General features: G+C 36.9%; 19 protein-coding genes. 14 read left to right on the forward strand and 5 right to left on the reverse strand.

Annotated elements, in window-relative coordinates; all coding sequences use genetic code 11:
• Positions 1-17 precede the first annotated feature (17 nt).
• Positions 18-1,214 carry a 1-deoxy-D-xylulose-5-phosphate reductoisomerase gene (locus FJR08_RS00260; RefSeq protein WP_015078139.1) on the reverse strand — a complete coding sequence of 399 codons (1,197 nt, stop codon included), beginning with the start codon at positions 1,212-1,214 and terminating at the stop codon, positions 18-20.
• Positions 1,215-1,920: 706 nt separating this feature from the next.
• On the opposite strand from FJR08_RS00260, the gene FJR08_RS23890 reads away from it, so the two are divergent.
• From FJR08_RS23890 to FJR08_RS00275, 4 genes are all read left to right on the forward strand, one after another.
• On the forward strand, positions 1,921-2,046 hold the full coding sequence (locus FJR08_RS23890; RefSeq protein ID WP_256369513.1) for a hypothetical protein: 126 nt from the start codon (positions 1,921-1,923) through the stop codon (positions 2,044-2,046).
• A gap of 214 nt (positions 2,047-2,260) precedes the next feature.
• On the forward strand, positions 2,261-3,625 hold the full coding sequence (gntT, locus tag FJR08_RS00265) for a guanitoxin biosynthesis MATE family efflux transporter GntT (RefSeq protein ID WP_015078138.1): 1,365 nt from the start codon (positions 2,261-2,263) through the stop codon (positions 3,623-3,625).
• 360 nt (positions 3,626-3,985) lie between these two features.
• On the forward strand, positions 3,986-4,405 hold the full coding sequence (locus tag FJR08_RS00270; protein ID WP_015078137.1) for an NUDIX domain-containing protein: 420 nt from the start codon (positions 3,986-3,988) through the stop codon (positions 4,403-4,405).
• Between the two features lie 5 nt (positions 4,406-4,410).
• Complete coding sequence (locus FJR08_RS00275; RefSeq protein WP_015078136.1) at positions 4,411-5,277, forward strand: protein kinase; 867 nt, start codon at positions 4,411-4,413, stop codon at positions 5,275-5,277.
• Between the two features lie 213 nt (positions 5,278-5,490).
• Here FJR08_RS00275 and FJR08_RS00280 read toward each other — a convergent pair whose 3' ends face one another.
• The 4 genes from FJR08_RS00280 to FJR08_RS00295 form a co-directional block, all read right to left on the reverse strand.
• A complete protein-coding gene (locus FJR08_RS00280; RefSeq protein ID WP_235081910.1) occupies positions 5,491-5,853 on the reverse strand; it encodes a DUF2281 domain-containing protein in 363 nt (120 codons plus the stop codon).
• A 62-nt stretch (positions 5,854-5,915) separates the two neighbouring features.
• On the reverse strand, positions 5,916-6,152 hold the full coding sequence (locus FJR08_RS00285; protein WP_015078134.1) for a hypothetical protein: 237 nt from the start codon (positions 6,150-6,152) through the stop codon (positions 5,916-5,918).
• 121 nt (positions 6,153-6,273) lie between these two features.
• Positions 6,274-7,272, reverse strand: coding sequence for an NAD(P)-dependent oxidoreductase (locus FJR08_RS00290; RefSeq protein WP_015078133.1), 999 nt, complete (start codon positions 7,270-7,272; stop codon positions 6,274-6,276).
• Positions 7,273-7,294: 22 nt separating this feature from the next.
• Positions 7,295-7,981, reverse strand: a complete 687-nt coding sequence (locus tag FJR08_RS00295) for a PfkB family carbohydrate kinase (RefSeq protein ID WP_254435653.1) — start codon at positions 7,979-7,981, stop codon at positions 7,295-7,297.
• An 11-nt stretch (positions 7,982-7,992) separates the two neighbouring features.
• On the opposite strand from FJR08_RS00295, the gene FJR08_RS00300 reads away from it, so the two are divergent.
• From FJR08_RS00300 to FJR08_RS00345, 10 genes are all read left to right on the forward strand, one after another.
• Entirely contained in the window at positions 7,993-8,730 is a 738-nt protein-coding gene (locus FJR08_RS00300; RefSeq protein ID WP_323294417.1) for a sucrose-phosphate phosphatase, read from the forward strand.
• 5 nt (positions 8,731-8,735) lie between these two features.
• Positions 8,736-9,527, forward strand: coding sequence for a hypothetical protein (locus FJR08_RS00305; RefSeq protein ID WP_015078129.1), 792 nt, complete (start codon positions 8,736-8,738; stop codon positions 9,525-9,527).
• A gap of 279 nt (positions 9,528-9,806) precedes the next feature.
• Entirely contained in the window at positions 9,807-10,526 is a 720-nt protein-coding gene (locus FJR08_RS00310; RefSeq protein WP_015078128.1) for a glycosyltransferase domain-containing protein, read from the forward strand.
• Between the two features lie 42 nt (positions 10,527-10,568).
• Positions 10,569-12,032 (forward strand): glycoside hydrolase family 13 protein, encoded by a 1,464-nt coding sequence (locus FJR08_RS00315; RefSeq protein WP_168631787.1) that lies wholly within the window; start codon positions 10,569-10,571, stop codon positions 12,030-12,032.
• 7 nt (positions 12,033-12,039) lie between these two features.
• Complete coding sequence (locus FJR08_RS00320) at positions 12,040-12,783, forward strand: HAD-IIB family hydrolase (protein WP_015078126.1); 744 nt, start codon at positions 12,040-12,042, stop codon at positions 12,781-12,783.
• Positions 12,784-13,201: 418 nt separating this feature from the next.
• Positions 13,202-15,106 (forward strand): transketolase C-terminal domain-containing protein, encoded by a 1,905-nt coding sequence (locus tag FJR08_RS00325; protein WP_168631788.1) that lies wholly within the window; start codon positions 13,202-13,204, stop codon positions 15,104-15,106.
• A 94-nt stretch (positions 15,107-15,200) separates the two neighbouring features.
• Positions 15,201-15,737: a D-glycero-beta-D-manno-heptose 1,7-bisphosphate 7-phosphatase gene (gene gmhB / locus FJR08_RS00330; RefSeq protein WP_015078124.1), complete on the forward strand. Its 537-nt coding sequence runs from the start codon at positions 15,201-15,203 to the stop codon at positions 15,735-15,737.
• A gap of 110 nt (positions 15,738-15,847) precedes the next feature.
• Positions 15,848-17,140: a DUF563 domain-containing protein gene (locus FJR08_RS00335; RefSeq protein ID WP_168631789.1), complete on the forward strand. Its 1,293-nt coding sequence runs from the start codon at positions 15,848-15,850 to the stop codon at positions 17,138-17,140.
• A 69-nt stretch (positions 17,141-17,209) separates the two neighbouring features.
• A complete protein-coding gene (locus FJR08_RS00340; protein ID WP_015078122.1) occupies positions 17,210-18,217 on the forward strand; it encodes an SDR family oxidoreductase in 1,008 nt (335 codons plus the stop codon).
• 2 nt (positions 18,218-18,219) lie between these two features.
• A complete protein-coding gene (locus tag FJR08_RS00345; RefSeq protein ID WP_015078121.1) occupies positions 18,220-18,642 on the forward strand; it encodes a secondary thiamine-phosphate synthase enzyme YjbQ in 423 nt (140 codons plus the stop codon).
• Positions 18,643-18,644: the final 2 nt, after the last annotated feature.

The following is an 18,644-nucleotide window of genomic DNA, read 5'->3' on the forward strand; positions in this document are numbered from 1 at the left end:
TAGGATTATGCTAACTTTTAACCAACAGAAATTATCTGTGGTTGAGTTGCTACCTTTTTCATAGCTGTGAAAACTTCTTGTCTAGCCCATTTATCAGCATTTAAAATGTCATCTAAAGAGGGATTTTGTGTGTTATCATTTTGATGGCGATCGCAGACAAATTCAATACAGCGAGCAATATCCAAATAGTGAATTTTCTCTTCTAAAAATAACGCCACAGCTTGTTCATTAGCCGCATTCAACACCGCCGGCATAGAACCACCAGCCTTACCCGCAGCATAAGCCAAACCCATACAAGGATATTTGTGATGATCTGGTTCACGGAAAGTTAAATCACCAGATTTAACTAAATTCAATCTTTCCCAATTAGTGTAAATTCGCTCCGGCCAAGATAAAGCATAAAGCAAAGGTAAACGCATATCTGGCCAACCAAGTTGAGCTAAAACAGACGTATCTTGTAATTCTATTAACGAGTGAATAATACTTTGAGGATGAATGACAATTTCGATGTTATCGTAATCTACTCCAAATAAATAATGAGCTTCAATTACTTCTAAACCCTTATTCATCAAAGTTGCCGAATCTACCGTGATTTTTCGCCCCATTGACCAGTTAGGATGTTTAATAGCATCAGCAACCTTTACCTCTGGTAACTTTTCCACAGGCCAATCTCGAAAAGCACCACCGGAAGCAGTAAGTAATATTTTCCGTAAACCATCTTTAGGAACACCTTGCAAACATTGAAAAATAGCAGAATGTTCGGAATCTGCTGGTAATAGTTTCACCCCGTGTTTTTTCACCAAAGGTAACACCACAGGAGCGCCAGCAATGATAGTTTCTTTATTGGCTAAAGCAATATCTTTCCCCGCTTCAATAGCTGCAATGGTCGGTAATAAGCCAGCACAACCAACAATACCAGTAACTACTGTTTGAGAATCGCCATAACGAGCAACTTCTATGACTCCCGCTTCCCCAGCCAGTAAAATGGGCTGAGGATTTAAGTCTTTAATGGCTTCTTTGAGTTCCGGTAACTTTTCAGCAGCAGAAATGGCGGCAATTTGGGGACGAAACTGGCGAATTTGCGCCGCGAATAGCTCCACATTCCGTCCAGCGGACAATCCAACGATGCGGAATTTATCGGGGTGTTCAGAGACGATATCTAAGGTTTGCGTCCCAATTGAGCCAGTAGAACCCAGTAAAGTAATAGCTTTCACAATTTTTTAAGCATTAACAGATAATTTCAACTATAAATGGCTTGGGACTCGTTGATAAGAGCAATTCCGACAATCAATTAACTCCAATCAAAACTTTTGCTATTTTGGCCATAAATGCGTAACATTACATAAACTACCCCATCTTACTTCGTTGAAGATGGGGTTTCTACATCCCCATCAGTAAGTTGAGATTTTTGACGTGGGGTACATCAAATGTTCCAAAAAAGTATAGAAGAACTAATGCGATTTAGCCGCTATCGTTTGAAGGATTACATCAAAGGGCAAAGAGCTATGGAGCTTGCCTTATCTACCTTCTAGCTATCTTGTCCTCCTGTCAGGGAAATTGTAGAGGCTATCAAATTGGTGGATCTTACAGTTCCTCAACAGTCTATTTAGTTTGAATGCTCAAAAAGTTAGTTTGAATGGGAACTAGCTTTATACCAAATAGATTTTCCTACACCAATTTCCAGTATGCTAGATATGAAACCAGAAACCCAACTAACCAGATTTATGGAAAACCAGATTTATGGGGAAAAAGATTGTTACTAGGACTTACGCACTGTACAAATTAACCATGATGTGCATGAACGAAAATCCGTCGTTTCAGGCTTTTGGCGATTAACAATCCCCTGTTTTACCAGAAACATCAACCCCAAATGGCAATAACGGGGGGCAAATAGATTCTGTTGAGGATGGCACACCAGCTATGGTAACACCAGAACCAGCAGAGGAAGTTGTTAACAACGCGTTACAGAGCGCGTTTGTTGGGAATGGCACACAGCTAGATCCAGTTTCAGGAGAACCACTGCTTCAAGGTAGTAATAATGGGTAGATAAGTGGCTCTGTTGATAATTTAATACCGGATACTGAAATACCAGAACCTGCACTCCTAAGTGTTAATTATGGGCAAGAAAATACCTTTGTTGACAATTCTACTGCTGATGAGGACTTAAGAATCGAGGAACTCAAGCGGGTAACAAATTCGTCTATATCTCGACTCAACTCGGTCTAAAATCCAACCAGTAAGCTAAATACTGAATTAACTCATGAACTTAACACGAACAGAACAGTATGACTTTCTCCCTCGTTTCTACCGTCTTGCGATCGCTAATATTCTTTCAAACCTGATGATTCCTCTAGCGGGTTTAATCAGTGTAGCTTTTTTGGGTCATCTGCAAGAAATTGATGCCTTAGCAGGGGTTTGCATAGCTAATATCTTGTTTAACCTCGTCTATTTGATTCTTGAGTTCTTACGTATGGGAACCACTGGGTTAACCGCTCAAGCTGTGGGAGCAGATGATCAAGAGGCTGCACTGCTAGTGGGACTACGCAATGGCTTAATCGCCTTGGGATTAGGTATCGTACTGTTAATTTTGCAGTATCCTTTGCGAGAGGTAGGTTTTTCGCTCTTGAGTGCTGATATTGATGTTAAAGCTGCCGGCATTGACTATTTCAATGCTCGCATTTGGGGAGCGCCTGCTGTTTTACTGAACTTCGTTCTCATTGGTTGGTTACTGGGACGAGAGGAGAATAGTAAGGTTGTGGTACTTTCAGTTATTGGCAATGCAGCCAATATAATTTTAAACTACTTATTTATTATTCAATGGGGTTGGAATAGTGTAGGGGCTGGAGTATCTCAAGCATCTAGCCAATACTTAATGTTGTTTATCGGCATCCTCTTAGCTAGTCGGAAAGTTCAGTGGCAAGAAATCCGCGCAGTTAGCCCACAAATCATGGATTTTTCAGAGTTGAAAACTATGTTGGCTCTCAATAGAGATATCTTGATTAGAACTATAAGTGAGATGTCTGTCTTTACTATTTTTAGTAATCTGAGTGCCATGATGGGAACGATACTCTTTACCCAAAATTCTTTATTAGGACAGATAACACATCTAAATGTTTACTTAACTAACGGAATGGGATTTGCTACCGAAACCTTAAGCGGAAACTTGAAAGGTAAAGATTCAAAAGAGAAATTGTTACCCTTGCTGAAAGTTTCAGTTGCCAGCAGCTTATTGATAGGACTCACTGTAGCTACAATTTGTGTTTTCTTTCCCCAGGCTGTCTTTGGCATATTAACCAACCATACGGAAATTACTGAACATATTGATACCTATATTTGGTGTTTATGCTTCATACTTATATTCAATTCTGTTGCCTCAATGCTGGAAGGATATTTCTTAGGATTAGCAGAAGGGAAAATTGTTCGTAATGTCAGTTTGATCTCTGCTACTTTGGGATTTATCCCATCAGCTATAGCAGCTTGGTATTTTCACAACAACTATCTTTTGTGGCTATCCATTATATTATTTATGTTTGCCAAAATGGTGACAATGCTAGTGTATTTACCAAAATCTTTGAGTAGTGATACTGAAGTTAATGCAGTTTCTCTGACAACTGTTGAAAATTAAATCGGCTTAAAGAGGGAAGTGAGTTATACCAATTTTATGTAAGGCTGCACAGAATCATGAAATCCATTAATTCATCCGTATTTATCTGCATACCCTATGGCTGATGCCTCCGGCACGCTACCGCGAACGCCACGCAAGCTACGGGAAGCCGCTAACGCGGTTACATCTGCGTTTATCTGCGGTCAATTATTCTTGAAATCTTATTCTATGCAGTTTCATCTTAATTTGGTATTAGTGAGTTAATTACCACTTGCTGTCCTTCTTTTTGACCTTTGATGAAAACATTAAAGAATAAAGATTATTTTTCTAATTTTAGTTCTTGATCATATAATAATTAAAGTTTATTAAATTAGAGTTAAAATGAGAGAAGCGCCAGGGGCTGACATAATTATTCTCAACAGTCAGCAGCAAGTTTTACTTGTACTTCGAGATAATAAAAGCTCTATTCCTTTTCCTAACACTTGGGCATTCCTGGGAGGATATATAGAGAAAAATGAATCTGCAGAAGCAGCTATTCGCCGAGAATTAGTTGAAGAAATGGAACTGGAATTAGGCGAAATTAAATTCTTTAAGTCTTATTTTTGGCAAGAATGTGATGAACACATTTTTTGGACTCGGCTGGATTTAGATATTTCTCAAATAACCCTACACGAAGGACAAAAATTAGCCTATTTTAGTCGAGAGGAAATTAATCAGCTTGAATTTGCCTCTCACTATGATCAAATTCTGGCTGAGTTTTTTGATTTCTTAGCAATTAGTTTAAAATTAAGTATTGGTTAAAGCTAATGAAAAATTCAATTGCAGAAAATTTAAAGAATACACTACCAACAAATATCGCTCAGGGATTGGAAAGTGCTTTAGCTTATTTACCTGGAGGTAAAACAGCAACAATAGAAAAACCCCAATCAGAAGGATTATTTAATCATATCTTATTGATTACAACAGCCACAGATCGCTGCGTTTTTCGTGCCAGACGGGATATTTCCACTGAAGCTGGTGATGCTTATATGCAGTATATGTATGAAGCCACTGGCTTTATCCAAAATGGCGGTTCTTTTAAACTCAGAAATATTGGAGATGAAGTTGATTTTATCAAACGGGCATTAGCTGTCGGCTTACCAGTTCCTAAATTAATCCATGCAGATCAAGATTGGATGCTGATTGAATATGTAACAGGGAAAACTTTGTTGGAATTTCTAGAAACTGGAGAAGTCAAATTTTTGCCGAAGGTTCTACAAGAAATGAATTTAGCTCACAGACAGGGAATTATTTATGCTGATCGCTGGACTGGGAATGAAATGATTGATACCCAGGGAAATGTGCGAATGATTGATTTTGATATTGAATGGTTTTATCAAGGAGGTAATGATGGTACTCTGGAAGCATTAGAAATGGCATGGACTATTTTTAATGCCATGAGAGTAACTAGCAAACGAGATGAATTATTAACAATAGTAGAAACGGAAGTTTTACCATCATTAAAAGCATGGGGTTATGAAATCTCCAAAATGAAACAATTTATTGAAGGTTTATGCAAGTTTTATCTTGACCCCAATAAGCCCGGTAATCAATGGTCTTTACCAAAAAGTTTGTATGTGGCAATGGCTAAACCAGCGAATCGCTTGATTGCGATGTTTACTGAAGCTGATTAAGGGACTTCCAATTAAAAAAATACCCAAAAATTTCTTGTGGTGCGGGACGAATTGCCCGCTAATCATCAAGGACGGGCAGGATGACCATCCCACAAAATTGGGTAATTTATTTTTTGGTGTTCCCTAATCGCAGAATAATGCGTGGCATAATTCACCAACCAGCTACGCAACTGCGTATATGGCGGCTGAGTGGCGTAAATAATTAAATTGCTATCAATCAGCATTGTCTCTCCCGAATAAATTGCGATCTTGACGTTGTTCACGCTGCCAAACAACTGGATCAGCAATTTCTGCAAAAGGATTTAACGCCACCGCCTGCGTCAATGCTTGCGCCAAACCTTCGCGCCTTGCTTGGTTTGAAGTGATAGGCGTTTTTTCTCGTGCTTTTTGTTCTAAGTAAACAGCATAATTCAGTAACTCCGCTTGCGATGATATCGGTAGAGCGGCAGCATGGTGTTGAATTTGTTGCAAAATAGGGTTCATAGCTAGTATGTTAATTTTGTGTGTTTTGGAGCGATTTCCTGGGAAATTATTGGTGTTACCGTAGTTTACACCGAAAGCATCTGTTCCAGGCACTTTCTCATAAAAATATGCGACACATTTTGTGCATGAAGTCTTATGGGATAAGGGATTCAGAATTAACACACTACTATAGGACTCCCTGGTAATTGATCAAATTGAATGGGTGGAATCTGCTGCTGATCAAATTTATCAGAGAGTGCTTTTCGGGTGCTTTGCTTAATTCGAGAATGGTTCTGTAAGTTGAGACTTAATAGCCAAAATCCTTCTTCAATTAATCCTCTATGTACTTCATCAAAGGTATTTTCTCCTTCATAAAAAGCGACAACACCGGGTTCTACATTGATCGCTAACATACGATCTCTTGTAGAAGGATTTATACTTAAAAACAGGTCTTTTCCCAACCTTAACGTTACACATTATCTGTAGGGTTAAACGGCCTGTTCCCTCCCTACAGATGATTGTTTGGGGTAAGTTTTACCGGAAATTAATTTCTTTCATTACTTTCACGTTATAGTAACGAGTATCTGTGAGAGAATTGGGAATCTGATTAGCTTTAAATGCTGAAGCTAAATCTTCGATCGCTTCCTTTATAGTATGTGCAGGGACAAATCCCAGTTCTTGCTTAATTTTTTCTGAAGAAATATGGTATGAACGCAGATCGTCGGTGGGTGTAGTCATAATTTCTACAGATTCTCCCACTACTTGACGGGTCATCTCGGCAATTTCCATCAAGGTATGATTTTCATAGCCAGCGTTAAATATTTTACCGTCAATCGCTTCATCTGACCATTGTAGAGATTTTAGATACAGATCGGTCATATCTTCAATATGGATATTGGGACGTTTTTGCTGACCACCAAAAACTGTAATTTTACCATTATTAATTGCGTGGTTAGTGAGAATATTCACCACTAAATCTAGTCGCTGACGGGGGGAATAACCGCAGACTGTAGCAGGACGCAAAACTAAGGTAACAAAACCTGGTTCTCGTTTACTCAATAAGACTTCTTCGCATAAAGCCTTATAACGAGAATAGTCTGTTAAAGGCATTAAGGGTAAGTCTTCTGTGACATTTTCTATTTCTTTGATGCCGTAAACACTGGAGGAAGAAGCATAAATAAACCGCTTCACTCCGGCATCTTTGGCAACGTCTACTAAGTCAAAAAAGGCATCATAATTAATCGAACGGCCTAAGTCTGGATCTAATTCAAAGCTGGGATCGTTGGAAATACAAGCTAAATGAATGACAGCATCACATCCTGGCATGATTTTTTCTAGAAGTTGGCGATCGCGGATATCGCCTTCAATCTCTTCTAAATGAGGATGATCTTTAACGGCATTTAATACATCTTTGCCATAAAGATACAAGTCTATTACCTTAACTCCATATCCAGCTTGCAGAAGTTTAGGAACTAAAATAGCTCCTACATAACCAGCACCACCGGTCACTAAAACTTGTTGAATTGGATTCATTGATTTACTCCTTAATTATCTTTTAAAATGTGGAAATTGTTTTAGCAAACTTTAATAAGCGTCCCTTGTCTACAGGCTTTTCATTTCCTAAAACATTGGCAGCGATCGCTCCGGCCAAATTTCCTAAAAATGATCCTAACTGCACAGGCAAATCTAACTTAGCACTCAAACTGGCTAGGGCAAAAAAGGCATCTCCAGCCCCGGTGGTATCTTTGACTTGTTGTGTCATGGCCGGAGTAATTTCCATCTCTCCATGAGTATTAATTCCCAAAGAACCAGCAGATCCTAAAGTTAACCAACCTTGTTGCGCCCCTAAATGATATTGCAACCGTTTTAGTAACTCTTCTCGATTACCATAACGATTAGAAAATGCCAGACGAATTTCCTGTTCATCTACACAAAATGTATCGGCTCGCTTATATTTACTAATTAGGTTATAACCGTAATTAGCACTATTAGTTTGACAGTTTAAGGCTAAAAATGGTGCTTGTGATTGAATTAATTCAATTGCTTCAGCATCAATTAATCCATGACCATAATCCGCCAAAACCACTAAATCGCAGTTTTTTAACAGTTTTTCCCAAGCATCTAAAAGTTTTTCTCGTTCTTGGGGTGCTAGTCCTTCTTCGTCTATGGAATTAATCGCAAATAATTGGGTATAACCCTTGGTTTTCCCTTGTTGTTCAATATAACGACACTTTGGTGGCAAAATTTTTATTTGTGACTGATTTAGATCAGACTTTAGTTGGTGATGATCTAGCTTTAAAGAAGTTAAATCAGTGGTTAAGTAAACAGCGCCGCATTGACGGTACAGTTATCTGTTACACCACAGGGCGATCTCTCCCGCTCTATCAACAACTGATCGCCCAAAAAGAACTCTTAGAACCTGATATACTCGTCTTGGCAACGGGTACAGAAATTTACTACCCAGGCAGTGAAACCCCCGATTCTGAGTGGACAAACAAAATCTCCCTGGGTTGGGATAGAGAACAAGTAATAGAAATAACCAGCCGATTTCCTTGCCTAGTCCCCCAATCTCCCTTAGAACAAACGGACTTTAAGGTTAGTTATTATACTAATACTAAAGGATTATCAGTAACACTTCCGCGATTAAAAGCTATTTGGCAAAATCATGGTTTAGCAGTACAAATGATAGATAACTTTGGGGGTGCATTTTTAGATATCTTACCAGCATTAGCAAATAAAGCTGCATCTGCTCTTTTTCTGCAACAACGGTTAGGTTTTACTAATGAACAAACTCTTATTTGCGGAGATTCAGGTAATGATCTATCTATGTTTGAAAATATGCTTTGTCCCGCTATTATCGTTGGTAATGCCCAACCAAAAATATTAGATTGGCATGAAAATTCCCCACCAGGGAATCGCTATCTGGCAAAAAGTCACTTTGCAAATGGCATTTTAGAAGGATTAAAATATTTTGAATTTTACAGAGAATAATTGATATGAAAACCATTGTTTATCAATCCTATCGGGGAAATGAAACACCAAATTGGCTGGAAACTTGTATGCAAACAGTCAAAGATTGGGCAGAATTAAAAGGCTTTGACTACCGAAGAGTAGACAACTTTTTTGACTATGTTCCCGATTGGTATATAGATAAATCTCAAGGTAAAATTAACGTTATTGCTGATTTAGCTAGATTAGAAATAGCGAAAAAATTTTTAGAACAGGGATATGAGCAAACTATTTGGATGGATGCTGATGTAGTAGTTTTTGATCCCGATAATTTAAACATTGAAACGACAGAAGAATATTTAGTTTGTCGTGAAGTTTGGTTGGATACAGAAGATGATCAAAATTTGGGTGAGGGAACTTTATTTTGTACTGAAAAAGTCACTAATTCCTTAGTTTATTTTACTCAAAAAAATAGTTTTTTGGACTTTTATATATATGCGACTAAATCAATCTTGAAAAATCAGACCGGAAGGTTATCCAGATTAGCAGTTAGTACGAAATTTTTAAGCAGACTTTATGAGATTATGGAATTACCTCTTTTTCCAAATATGGGGCTTTTTAGTCCTATTCTAATGCACGCAATTGTAGAAGATAAAACTGAGATTATCGAGTTATATACAAAAGCCTTGAAATCTCCTATTTATGCGGCTAACTTGTGTTTATCTTTTAGAAATCAATCTCATAAAGGCATCATGGTGACAGATAAACTATTTGAACAATTGATTGATAAATTGTTACAAAATAAAGGAGAAATGATTAACCGATATTCTTCTCCATAATTAAATTCTCATTCCTCATTGGTAAAACACGAGGAATGTAAGAGGATGTTTGAAAAGTTTTGGGCGAATATAATTCACTACTACACAAGCAAAGTCCACCTGCGTGGACTAATGAAAAATCGAGGGTTTCAAACCCACCTCCGTGGGTTTTGTCTGTGTGCAAGATGAACCGCGACTTCTAGTCGCCAGGATTAGTATGAATTAAGACTTTTCAAACACCCTCTAAGCTATAATCAGCAAACCACAATATTTTTTTGTAAGAGGTAAGGTTGTCACAAAATGAAGAAAAGCCCAAATATCGCATTTTATACTTGTTGTAACTCTGTGTCTTTTTCTAAGGTACAACTCTTTTTGAGATCTGCTAAAAAACAAAATATAGACGTTAAGGTGCTAGGTGAAGGTCTCGAATGGTCAGCCAATTCTCTAAGACTTCCTTTGATTTTGAAGGAACTAAAGGATGTGAAAGATGACACAATAGTTCTTGTTACTGATGCTTTTGATGTTCTGTATGTACAGAATGCTAACAGTATATATGAAAAATTTATTCAAGGTGGTTATAAGATATTATTTGCAGCAGAGAAATGGTACTCTCATCAGTACGAAGAATACAAAGATTTTTACGATAGCATTAAAGTTCCCTATGATTATAAATATCTGAACGCAGGGACTTTCATGGGATACAAAAAATATGTCTGTGAGATGATTGATAATATTCTTTCTTATCCGAATTTTCATGAAAACGGTAGTGATCAAAGATTGTATGGAAAATACTGTTTTGAAAATCCTGAAACAGTAACCTTAGATTATTGCTGTGATATTTTTTGGTGTACAGCAGGGGAATGGGAAATTTTACCAGAACTGTATGACATACACAATGGATTTGTCTTAAACAAATTAACTGGCACATATCCTGCAATAATTCACATACCATACTCTAAAAAGTATTATAATGTTCTGCTCAGGTTGGCAGAAGATCTGGGTGATGTTGTATCGCGGTAAAGAATAATCAACAACAATGATGAGGTTAATGTTTCAGAGATCATGACAAGTTTCTATACGAAGATTAATACACCTGATTGGGTTAAAAACGCCGTTTTTTATCAAATATTTCCTGATCGCTTTTCTCGAAGTATTCCCACTGAACAAAAGTGGTTACTTAATATACCCTTAGAAGACTGGAATACTACTCCTACATTTCATGGTTATAAAGGCGGAAATCTTTGGGGAATAATTGAAAAACTAGATTATTTACAAGATTTAGGTATTAATGCAATTTACCTTAATCCTATTTTTACATCTGCCAGTAATCATCGTTATCATACTCTTGATTATTATCAAATTGATCCCTTATTAGGCGGTGAAGAAGCATTTACCAATCTCCTTAAAGAAGCTCATCATCGTAAGATTAAACTTATCTTAGATGGAACTTTTAATCATGCTAGTAGAGGCTTTTATTTTTTCAATGATATTCTCGAAAATGGACAAAATTCTCCTTGGTTAGATTGGTTTAAAATTACAGGTTGGCCTATCTCACCTTATGATAATTCTCGTCCTGCTAATTATGCTTCATGGTGTGATCTTCGTGCTTTACCCGAATTTAACACTAATAATTTAGGAGTGCGCGAATATATTATGCGTATAGGTGAATATTGGATTAAACGTGGTGCAGATGGTTGGCGTTTAGATTCGGCAGATTACATCAAAACTCCTGGATTTTGGCAAGAATTTCGGGAAAGAATCAAAGCAATTAATCCTGAAGCCTATATTGTGGGAGAAATTCCTATGAATGCAACTGAGTGGTTAGATGGCACACAATTTGATGGCGTGTCAAGTTTACCCTTTCTTAATGCTACCACTGCCTTTATTGTCGGCGATCGCCAGGTAAAAGGTCATTTTGCTGAATATGCACCACCACCACCTGCGGATGCGGCTAAATATGGGGAGGAAATTAATCAATTACTGCAACTTTATCCTTGGGAAATTCAACTAACTCAACTTAATGGTATTAATAATCATGATACAGCTAGGTTAATTGATGTAGCTGGAGGCGATCGCCCCAGTTTATATTTATCAACATTACTATTATTGACTTTTCCCGGCGCACCTTGCATATATTACGGCGATGAAGTCGGTTTAAACGGTGGTTATGATCCAGAATGTCGTAAAGGATTTCCTGATAAAAAACAGTGGGATCAAGATATTCTTGAATATCATCGTCAATTAATTAAACTCCGTCTTTCTCATCCAGCATTAAGAATAGGTGAATATCATACCTTGTCCGCTCAAGGACAAGTTTATATTTTCGCTAGAAGGTTAGAAACAGAAATTTTATTAATTGCGGTAAATGCTGGTAATGAAATAGCAATGGCGAGTATTCAACCATCATGGCAAAATCAACTCAAACAAACATTATTTACATATCATTCCAGTCAAGAAAACTGGACTAAAGAAGCCGAATTTATTAACTTTAAACTTCCACCCCGTAGCGGATTAATTATTGGTTAATTAAGTCATGAAATATCAACAATCACTACTTTTAGCAACTGATTTAGACGGCACTTTTTTAGGTGGTTCTCAACAACAACAATCTGAATTTTATCAATATATTGAAAAACAACGCGATCGCCTACTTTTAGTATATGTCACCGGCAGAGAACTGGACTGGATCAGCAACTTATTAATAGAAAATCCTCATATTCCTAAACCTGACTATATCATTGGTGATGTGGGAACAACTATTGTACATGGTGAAACATTTGAGCCAATTTATCCTGTACAATATTGGATAATTAAACAATGGAATAATGCTAACGAAAAAATTAAAACCCTATTAGCAAATGAACCAGGATTAAAACTACAGGCAGTCAATCCTAAGTATCGTGTATCTTACTATTATGATTCTGAAAAATTGCAACCTAACACCATCCAAAAAGTAATTAATGCCGGATTTGATTGCATTATCTCATCTTATAATAATATCTATTTTTATTTTGATGTCATGCCCAAAGGAGTTTCTAAAGGACCAACTCTCTTGAAATTTTTGGAGGAAATAAAGTTTAATGCAGATGAAACTATAGCTTGTGGAGATACTCTCAATGATTTATCCCTATTTGAAACAGGATTAAAGGGAATTGCTGTGGGAAATTCTCATCCCAACTTAGTTGATAAAATTCAGACAATGGATAATGTTTACCATAGTCCTTATCCTGGTGTGATGGGTATTTGGGATGGTTTGAAATTTTACGGCAAGGATTAAATGTCAAATATATAGGACTCCTATTTGATTTTTGATGGCTTGCGTGGCGTAGCCATACAAAACTCGGTACACCTTAATATTCTGGAATCCTCTTGCCCTCCTACGCAGGAAAATTCAAGAATCAAACCGGATTCCTATATCAAACATTAATTATATTATAGCAATCCTCAATAAAATGTGAACATCTCTTCTTGTCCTTCTTGTCCTACCTCTGTGTCTGGAGTGGTATGGCTAACGCCACGCTTCGCTATCGTTAAAAAACCAGTTCATAACTCAATACCTTAGCCATTTTATGCTTTGTTGGCTTAAACGACAGCGCAACCCATCTACGAATCAAGGCTTTTTTCAATGTGGACAAGGTATTGTTTGTACAATGCCTACCCTAGATATAATTTCAACAATCAAAAGGAACAAAAAAATGACTTTAAGAACTCTTCGCTTTCCTATTGATTTGGATGTTTACAAGTCTTTGAAGTTAGACCCGACTAATTCAACTTTGACTAATGAACAAAGAGAAATTCTGAAAGCTAATATTCAACTTTGTCGAGATACTATTGTTTTTTTTACCGCTGTAGCAGCAGCCAAAGGTGTGGGCGGTCATACAGGAGGAGCGTATGATACAGTTCCCGAAGTGATGATTTTAGATGCTTTCTTTCGGGGAGTAGCAGATAAATTTGTGCCAATTTTCTTTGATGAAGCAGGACACCGCGTTGCTACACAATATTTAATGGCAACTTTACAGGGTGATCTTGATGCAGAAAATCTCCTGCATTATCGAGAAGCCTATTCATTACTACTTGCACATCCAGAACGAGGACGCACTCCTGGTGTAAAATTTAGTTCGGGAAGATTAGGACACCTCTGGGCTTATGTGAATGGAGTAGCGATCGCACATCCTCATCAAGTAGTATTCTGTTTGGGTTCAGATGGTTCACAGCAAGAAGGAAATAATGCCGAAGCCGCCCGTTTAGCTGTGGCTAAAAATCTCAATATCAAATTAATTATTGATGATAACAATTCCACCTGTAGCGGATATCCAACAGATTATCTCAAGGGTTATAACGTCGGTCAAACTTTAGCTGGACATGGATTAACTGTATTAACTGGAGCAGGGGAAGATTTAGATGATTTATATACTCGTCTCTGTCAAGCTGTCACTATTAATGGACCAGTAGCAGTAATTAATAAACGTCCTATGACTCCCGGTATTGTTGGAGTAGAAGGCACACCTTTAGGACATGATGCCCTATCACCAGAGTTAGCGATCGCCTATTTAGAAACTCGCGGACATACATCAGCCGTCAATTACCTCAAAAAAGTTATTCCCCTCACACATACCTACTCTTTTACGGGTTCTAGCAGCAAAACACGCCATATTTTTGATGCTACCGTTGTCTCTCTTCTCAGTCAAATGACACCCACAGAACGGCGAGAAAAGGTAATGTGTATTGACAGTGATTTAGGAGAATCCTGTGGTATCAATAAAATTAGTCAAGCCTATCCAGAGATTTTCTATCATGGCGGCATCATGGAAAGAGGAAACTTCTCTGCGGCGGCAGGATTTGGCATGGAAGCAGGAAAACAAGGCATTTTCAGCACTTATAGTGCCTTTTTGGAAATGTGTATTTCTGAAATTACAATGGCACGGCTTAATAAATCCAACGTTCTTTGTCAATTTTCCCATAGTGGGATAGATGAATTAGGAGATAACACCTGCCATTTTGGGTTAAATAATATGTTTGCCGATAACGGTTTAGAAGACGCTTATCAAACCCGTCTCTATTATCCCGCCGACGGACATCAAATGAAAGCTTGTGTGGAAACTGTATTTGATCAACCAGGGTTAAGATTTCTCTTTTCTAGCCGTTCCCCAGTACCCGATATTCTGGATACAAATAGTAAACCTTTATTTGCAGATGGTTATACATTTATTCCTGGAAAAGATGACGTAATACGAGAAGGAACAGCCGGCTATATCGTTAGCTTTGGAGAGGTACTTTACCGCGCCTTAGAAGTAGTAGAAAGCCTGAAAAAACAGGGAATTAATGTCGGTTTAATCAATAAATCCACATTGAATCTAGTAGATGAAGAAATCATGGCAAAAATTGGTTCAACACCCTTTGTTTTAGTAGTTGAATCCTTAAATCGGCGTACAGGTTTAGGTATCCGTTTTGGTTCATGGTTACTAGAAAGAGGGTTTTCTCCCAAATATGCCTATATGGGAACTCATCAAGAAGGTTGTAGCGGAATTTGGGAACAACTCCCCCATCAAGGTATTGATACTATTGGCATCATGAACAAAGTTGAGGAAATGTTAAAATAAGAAAAAAATCCCCGAATTCTTCTGTGATCATCACCATAAATTATCAGATGATATCACAAGTCGGGGATCTGAATCTAAAGGAGAATAATTACCAGTGATTAAAGTGGCTTTTCTTGATCGAGATGGAGTAATTAATATTGATCATCACTATGTTTTTAGATGTGAGCAGTTTGAATTTAATGATGGCATTTTTGCTACTTGTCGTCTACTACAAGATTTAGGTTATAAGCTAATTGTGATCACAAATCAATCAGGTATTGCTCGTGGTTACTATTCTGAACAAGATTTTTTAAGTCTTACTGTCTGGATGTATGAGCAATTTAATAACCAAGATATAACAATACTGGATGTGTTTTACTGCCCACATCATCCCCAATCAACTATATCTAATTACCGTCAAAACTGCCGATGTCGTAAACCGTTACCAGGAATGATTGAACAAGCTTGTCAGAAATATCCTATAGACTTGCAAAGCTCAATCCTAATTGGTGATAGAATATCGGATATGCAAGCTGCTAAAGCCGCAGGAATCGGTAAATTTTATTTACTCAGTCCAGAAATTTTTATTCCTAAAGAATTACAAGTTTCTGCTCGGTTGGATAATCTGGAAGCACTAAAGTTTTTTATTTAATGAATTTGAGAATATGTTTATTAAATATTCATTAAATTTTACTAAACTTTTACTAAAAAACCAGCAAATTATTTTGCTGTCCCATACAAAACAGAGAGATTTACAAGCAGATGAATAAAGTTGGGCGTTATGTTCAAGAATTGCTAATATTTAAACTCATATATCCTATTTTATTGAGATACATTGACGAAAATCTCATCACGATGACTGAGGAGATGGAGAAAGATAAAATGGAGAATAATATTCCTAAGTTAGAAGCGGAATATGAACAATTACCTATTCTCAAATTGATTTATTCAATTTTATTTAACTATCTACACAGCAATTTAATTACTAGAGTAGATTTACTCCAGCAATGTCAAGCAGAGAATAATCTTTATCAGTTAAAATATGATGAAATTATTCAAATTGAACCAGCTATAAGTTATCAAGAAATTCCCGCAGCATTTAGAGAAAAAGAAGGTAGCTTTGAATTTACTAATCCTTTTGCTGTGGTTGTTAAAAACGTGGAGTTATTGGGAATTTATGGGATTGGTTTTACTGAGGATAAGAATATTATTTTAGAAACAGTTTTAGATAGAGTAGATGTTTTAGAACACACTACTATTTCTACAATGAAGTCTGGTTTCAATTCTCAATATATTGCCCCCATAGATAAAATAGAACATTTTGATTTAGCTTGTTCATTTGTTAATTATTGGAGTCATTTATATGCTCATTGGATATATGAAGCTTTAACTCGATTAGAAGCCATTGAATATTATTCTCAAAAAACAGGTAAAAACCCAGTCTTAATAATTGATAAAGATATTCCTAGTTGGAAAATTCGCTCTTTAGAATTGATGGGTTATGGTCTAGAAAATTATATCCAATGGAATGGATATAGAGCTAAAGTTAATGAATTAGTTATTTGCTCTAAAAGACGTGAAGGAGGACGTATTTCTATCAAAGCTTGTCATTGGGTAAGAGAACGTATTCTTAGTAACGTAGATACTTATGCAAATCCAAATCTGGTTTTGAGTCCCAATATTTTTATTTCTCGTAAAAAAGCAAATGCTCGCCGCATTTTGAATGAAGAAGAAGTAAGCAATACTCTCGATAAAATGGATTTTGTACCTTATGTTATAGAAGATTTAGATTTTGCTGACCAAGTAAAATTGTTTGCTCAAGCTAAATTTATTATTGCTCCTCATGGTGGTGGAGTAACAAATATTATTTTCTCCCAAAATTTAACTTTAATTGAACTTTTTGGTCAGAAAATTAGCCATTTCTATTATACAGTTGCTAAAGGATTAGGATTCGATTATGCTTGTATGTTTTGTGAGGTAAAGAATGAAGATATCATTGTCAATTGTGAAGAATTAAGTAGAATGGTTGATAAAATGACAAAAAATAGAATTTGATAATGTAAATTAGATGATCATAAAGCTTGATGAAAATTTAAATTTTGACTAACAGATTATTAATTTTGTATGAACAGTAAATTAAATTCTCCTAAACATTGCTTAGTCACTGGTGCTGCTGGTTTTATTGGTAGCCACTTGTGTGATCTCCTCCTCAAATCAGGTCATAGTGTCGTTGGTTTAGATAATCTGGTGACAGGAAGAACGGCTAATTTAAAAGTGGCTCAAACCTATTCCACATTTACATTTATTGAGCAAGATGTTGCTGATATTTCCCCATCCATATTAACAGATATTGACTGGGTATTTCATTTAGCAGGATTAGCTGATTTAGTTCCCTCAATCCAAAATCCAGGAGCATATTATCATGCCAATTTACATAGTACATTCGTCCTTTTAGAAGCTTGTCGTACTGCTAAAATCCAAAAATTTATCTACACAGCTTCTTCCACTTGCTATGGTATTCCTAATCAATATCCCACATCAGAAACCTATCCTTGTCATCCTAAACATCCATACGGCTTAACAAAATATTTAGGTGAACAATTAGTCATGCACTGGGCGCAAGTTTATCAACTTCCAGCCCTTTCTTTACGATTGTTTAATGTGTATGGACCAAGATCCAGAACCACAGGAGCTTATGGTGCAGTATTTGGCGTATTTTTAGCTCAAAAACTAGCGAAAACCCCTTTTACTGTTGTTGGAGATGGAATGCAAACGAGAGATTTTACCTTCGTTAGTGATGTAGTAGCAGCCTTTATCAAAGCTGCTGAATCGGATATTACCGGGGAAATTATTAATATTGGTTCTGGTAAATCTGAAAGCGTTTTAACACTGGTGAAATTATTAGCAGGAGAAATTACTCACATTCCCAAACGCCCAGGAGAACCGGATTGTACTTGGGCTGATATTACTAAAGCTACGACTCTTTTAAAATGGCAACCTCAAGTACCTTTAAGTCAAGGTGTAAGTGAAATGTTAGCCAATATTGAACTTTGGCGAGATGCTCCAGTTTGGACACCAGAAACAATTCAGCAAGAGACAAAATCGTGGTTTGAGCATTTAGGAAAGGAATAAAAATGACCAACTCATCTATAAGACTTGACCAACAATCAATCAAGGTACAAACTACTGGTAAATCTCTATGTCAAATTACGCCCCAAGTCCAAGCAGTCATTACAGAATCAGGAATTACAGCAGGAATTTGTAACCTTTTTATCCGTCATACTTCCGCCAGTTTATTGATTCAAGAAGAAGATGCCAAACCCGACGTGGAAACCTTTTTTGCGAAGTTAGTTCCCGAAAATGGTCAATATCTTTTAGCCGGACAAGGTTTAGATGATATGCCGGCACATATTCGCTCTGCCCTTACCCATACCTCTGAACAAGTTCCGATTGCTCAAGGTCTTTTGCAGCTAGGACGTTTACAAGATATTTATATCTGGGAACATCGTCAATCTGGTTACATCCGTGAAGTCGTTATCAATATATTGGGATATTAAAA

This window comes from Dolichospermum sp. UHCC 0260 (assembly GCF_009711985.1).
GTDB lineage: Bacteria > Cyanobacteriota > Cyanobacteriia > Cyanobacteriales > Nostocaceae > Dolichospermum > Dolichospermum lemmermannii.

Excerpts from the sequence above, each read along its gene's own strand:
- gntT (WP_015078138.1), top strand. The coding sequence starts at position 2,261 with ATGAACTTAACACGAACAGAACAGTATGACTTTCTCCCTCGTTTCTAC.
- FJR08_RS00310 (WP_015078128.1), top strand. The coding sequence starts at position 9,807 with ATGAAGAAAAGCCCAAATATCGCATTTTATACTTGTTGTAACTCTGTG.
- FJR08_RS00345 (WP_015078121.1), top strand. The coding sequence starts at position 18,220 with ATGACCAACTCATCTATAAGACTTGACCAACAATCAATCAAGGTACAA.
- FJR08_RS00290 (WP_015078133.1), bottom strand. The coding sequence starts at position 7,272 with ATGAATCCAATTCAACAAGTTTTAGTGACCGGTGGTGCTGGTTATGTA.
- FJR08_RS00340 (WP_015078122.1), top strand. The coding sequence starts at position 17,210 with ATGAACAGTAAATTAAATTCTCCTAAACATTGCTTAGTCACTGGTGCT.
- FJR08_RS00285 (WP_015078134.1), bottom strand. The coding sequence starts at position 6,152 with ATGTTAGCGATCAATGTAGAACCCGGTGTTGTCGCTTTTTATGAAGGA.
- FJR08_RS00325 (WP_168631788.1), top strand. The coding sequence starts at position 13,202 with ATGACTTTAAGAACTCTTCGCTTTCCTATTGATTTGGATGTTTACAAG.
- FJR08_RS00320 (WP_015078126.1), top strand. The coding sequence starts at position 12,040 with ATGAAATATCAACAATCACTACTTTTAGCAACTGATTTAGACGGCACT.
- FJR08_RS00270 (WP_015078137.1), top strand. The coding sequence starts at position 3,986 with ATGAGAGAAGCGCCAGGGGCTGACATAATTATTCTCAACAGTCAGCAG.
- FJR08_RS00335 (WP_168631789.1), top strand. The coding sequence starts at position 15,848 with ATGAATAAAGTTGGGCGTTATGTTCAAGAATTGCTAATATTTAAACTC.
- FJR08_RS00305 (WP_015078129.1), top strand. The coding sequence starts at position 8,736 with ATGAAAACCATTGTTTATCAATCCTATCGGGGAAATGAAACACCAAAT.
- FJR08_RS00275 (WP_015078136.1), top strand. The coding sequence starts at position 4,411 with ATGAAAAATTCAATTGCAGAAAATTTAAAGAATACACTACCAACAAAT.
- FJR08_RS00315 (WP_168631787.1), top strand. The coding sequence starts at position 10,569 with ATGACAAGTTTCTATACGAAGATTAATACACCTGATTGGGTTAAAAAC.
- FJR08_RS23890 (WP_256369513.1), top strand. The coding sequence starts at position 1,921 with ATGGTAACACCAGAACCAGCAGAGGAAGTTGTTAACAACGCGTTACAG.